The sequence below is a fragment of the uncultured Thiodictyon sp. genome (assembly GCF_903946935.1).
In the GTDB taxonomy this organism is placed as follows: Bacteria; Pseudomonadota; Gammaproteobacteria; order Chromatiales; family Chromatiaceae; genus Thiodictyon.
In genome coordinates this window covers 1-4,019 of record NZ_CAJAXH010000048.1, presented here as the reverse complement: position 1 = coordinate 4,019, position 4,019 = coordinate 1, and the positions used below count along the sequence as shown (strand labels likewise).

General features: G+C 64.5%; 2 protein-coding genes. Both read right to left on the bottom strand.

Translation table 11 applies throughout. From position 1 onward, the window contains the following. On the bottom strand, nucleotides 1–2,568 hold a 2,568-nt coding region (ppdK, locus tag QZX93_RS04915), incomplete at its 3' end, for a pyruvate, phosphate dikinase (RefSeq protein WP_295392795.1). Between the two features lie 412 nt (nucleotides 2,569–2,980). Further along, on the bottom strand, nucleotides 2,981–3,484 hold the full coding sequence (locus QZX93_RS04910) for a DUF2452 domain-containing protein (RefSeq protein WP_295392794.1): 504 nt from the start codon (nucleotides 3,482–3,484) through the stop codon (nucleotides 2,981–2,983). Nucleotides 3,485–4,019: the final 535 nt, after the last annotated feature.

Genomic DNA, 4,019 nt, shown 5'->3' with positions numbered 1-4,019 from the left:
GCCCTTCTCGTCCAGGACCTCGAAGGGGTTGTCCTGCAGGACGGCGGACTCGGTGTAGAGCGGCAGGAACTTGTTCTCGGCGTCTTCCCGGGAGAAGGAGAAGGCCGCCTGGGTCAGGTCGTTGGTGCCGAAGGAGAAGAACTCCGACTCCTCGGCCAGGGTCTCGGCGCGCATACAGGCCCGTACCACCTCGATCATGGTGCCGAACTGGAACTTCACCGGCTTGCCGGTGCGCGCCTTGATCTCCTCGTGGATGGCGTCGACCCACTTCTTGACGATCTTGAGCTCCTGGGCCGTACAGACCTGGGGCACCTTGATCTTGGGGTGGACCTCGATGCCGGCATTCTGGCACTCGGCGGCCGCCTCCAGGATCGCCCGGATCTGCATCTGGTAGATCTCGGGGAAGCTGATGCCGAGGCGCACGCCGCGATGCCCGAGCATGGGGTTGGTCTCAAACAGCGCCCGGACCTTGCGCAGCATCTGTTCCTTCTTGACGATGACCGACTCCACCAGCATCGGATCGAGCTGCCGACGCAGGCCGTCGACCTCGGCACGGACCTTCTCCGGGGCCTGCATCAGCGTCATGGCCGCACCCAGCGCGGTCAGGCCATGGGCGTTCTTGGCCAACTGCTGCAACTCGGCGATCTCGCGCACCAGCACGTTCTCGTTGGGCAGGAACTCGTGGATCGGCGGGTCCAGCAGGCGGATGACCACCGGGTAGGGGGACATCACCTCGAACAGTGACTTGAAGTCCTGCTGCTGCAGGGGCAGCAGACGGTCGAGCGCGGCCTGGCGGTCCTCCTGGGTATCGGCGACGATCATGTCGATGACGATCGGCAGGCGCGCCGGGTCATTGAACATGCGCTCGGTGCGCGCCAGGCCAATGCCGACCGCGCCGTACTTGAGGGCACGGCGGGCGTCGACGGGGGTGTCGGAGTTGGCCATCACCTTGATCCGCGCCACCTCGTCGGCCCAGCTCAGGAGCGTCACCAGCTCATCGGTGAACTCGGGCTCAACCGTCGGGATCTCGCCCAGATAGACCTTACCGGAGGTCCCGTCGAGCGTGATCATGTCGCCTTCCTTGAAGCTGGTGTCGCCGACGATAGCGATGCGCCGATCCACGTCGACATGGATGCCCTCGGCACCGGCCACGCAGCACTTACCCATGCCGCGCGCCACCACCGCCGCGTGCGAGGTCTTGCCGCCGCGCGAGGTCAGGATGCCCTGCGAGGCGAAGAAGCCGTGGATGTCCTCCGGCTTGGTCTCTTCACGCACCAGGATGACCTTGAACCCTTGCTCCTTGCCGAGCATCTCGGCGCGGTCGGCGTCGAATACCGCGATGCCGGAGGCGGCACCGGGGGAGGCCGGCAGGCCGGAGGCCACGGCCGTCACCTTGGCCTTGGGGTCCAGGCGCGGGAACAGCATCTGCTCCAGGCTGTCGGGGGCGACGCGCTGCAGGGCCTGGGCCTTGGTGATGATGCCTTCCTTGACCATCTCGACCGAGGTGCGCACCTGGGCCACCGCGTTCATCTTGCCGTTGCGGGTCTGCAGGCAGTACAGGATGCCGCGCTCGATGGTGAATTCGAAGTCCTGCACCTCCTTGTAGTGGCCCTCCAGGCGATCACGCAGGGTGTCGAGCTGTTTGGCCATCTCCGGCATATCGGCCTTGAGCGAGGACAGGGGCTTGGGGGTGCGGATACCCGCGACCACGTCCTCGCCTTGGGCGTTGACCAGATATTCGCCGTATAGGATGTTCTCGCCGGTGCCGGGGTCGCGGGTGAAGCCCACACCGGTGCCGGAGTCGTCGCCACGGTTACCGAAGACCATGGTGCAGATGTTCACCGCGGTGCCGTTGGCCATCGCCGGGGTGATGTTGAACTGGCGGCGGTAATCGACCGCGCGCTTACCGCCCCAGGAGCCGAACACCGCCTTGATGGCGATCAGCAGCTGGTCGTAGGGGTCCTCCGGGAAGGGCCGGCCGGTCTGCTCCTGCACCACGCGCAGGAAGCGCTCGGCGGCGTCCTTCAGGTCCGCGGCGGAGAGTGCCACGTCTTCCTTCACGCCGGCGGCCATCTTGACCAGCTCGAACTGCTTGTCGAAATACACGTCGTCCACGTTCAGCGCGATCTTGCCGAACAACTGGATGAAGCGGCGATAGGCGTCGTAGCCGAAGCGCTCGTCACCGGTGGCCTCGATCACGCCCTTGAGCGTCGTGGCGTTGAGGCCCAGGTTGAGGATGGTATCCATCATCCCGGGCATGGACATGGCCGAGCCGGAACGCACCGAGACCAGCAGCGGCTCGTCCGCCGCACCGAAGCCCTTCTTGGTCTTCTTCTCCAGCGCGGTCATCTGCGCCTGGACCTCTTCCCACAGGCCCGGGGGCAGGTCTTTGGTCGGCGAGGCCAGGAAGTCCAGGCAGGCCTCGGTGGAGAGCACGAAGCCGGGCGGAACGTTCAGCCCGATCTGGGTCATCTCACACAGATTGGCGCCCTTGCCGCCCAAGAGGTGTTTGTTCTTGCCGTCCCCCTCTTCAAAGGCGAAAACGCGTTTTTTGCTGTCGGTTGCCATGGGTCGGTGAACCTCTCGTCTCGTCGGTCTAGGGTTGATCCGGGTGTCGGCCGGCACTGAATTTAGCGCGCCATTATCGCAGAGAAACCGCCAAATTACCGGATGAACCTGACGCCTTCCACGGTAAAACCGACGAACGGCAGGACCCGGCGGGGGGCCGAACGCCCCCGCACGAACGGCGGAAACCCCTGACAGGTAGAGCGCCTAGCCCCCACACTGGGACACAATGACGCTAATATTTTTCAATCGGTTATCAGGGGCAAGCGACTCACGCAGCGGCTGAGGAGGAGCATACACAGACGCTGTTACCGTTCTTGCGTCTCGGCAGAAACAAATACTGTATATAGATTTATAGATGAGCCCGGAATGCGGTTCTCCTGGCGAACCTGCGCCCCCGGCCGGGACCAGCCACTCACCCGGGCGCCGTCAGCCCACCGATCCGCAGCAGTTGACCGACCAGGTCCCCGGTGTCGTCCGCCCGCCCTGCCCCATCTGCGGGCGTCCAGGAATAATCCGACTCCAACCGATAGGAGCCGACGAACGCCTGTGGCGGGTGGCCGCCCCAGTCCGCCGGGGACAGCATCGAGAAGAAGGGCCGTCCGTCCGCCTTGCGATACAGATGGTAGGTCTTGCCCGGGATGCGCTTGAAGGCACACTCGGCCTGGCTCAGGGACTGCTCCTCCCGGGCCTCGTCCAGGACCTTGCGCGCCTCCTGTTGGAGCGCCTTGATCTGATCCGCGATCACGCGCAGCTTGGCCCCCGTGCGGGCACTGAGCATCGCCTCGGCCCGCGCCACCTCCGCCGCCAGGTCCGGACTGTGAAAGGCGGGCGCCAACCGGCTCACCGGATAGGGCGCGCTGTGGTCGGGGCCGTGGTGAAAGGCCACCGCCCCGCCTGGTGTCTCTTTTTCAGTCATGCTCAGTCATCAACCCGCGGGGGGCCAGTCGAACTCGATGTCGACCAGGTCGAAGCGGCCCTGGCGAATCAAGCCCGCCTGCTCGCGGGACCAGGCGGCGATGTCTTCGGCGTAAGTCGTAGTCATGGTGTCGTTTGGTCGCCTGTTACAGGCGGATTGAGACCTTTCAGCAGGGCCTTGAAGACACAGTCGATCTTGGGGTCGATGGCGTGGCGCATGGGGGGAGTTTAGGGCGGTTCGGGATGGGGGGCAATTGGGGATCGCGCCGATACCTTGGCCTTGTGCGCCGGACGGTCAAAGTCCCCCGTGGGAGCCGCTCCCACCGGGTCCCGTGCTGACTTTCACGGTAAACTTGGCCGACCGGGCTTTGAGGGTGCGCCGAGCGGCGCGGCGGGGGCTCTCTGGGATCTCAGTAGGTCGCATAGTTTCTCAAAAACAGCAGGATAGAGCGGTTACACAAAAAGAAAACGGCTCTATGGCAACGTCTGAAAATAGCGTAAGCCTCTGATATAAAGGTTCGGCAGAGCAGTAATCG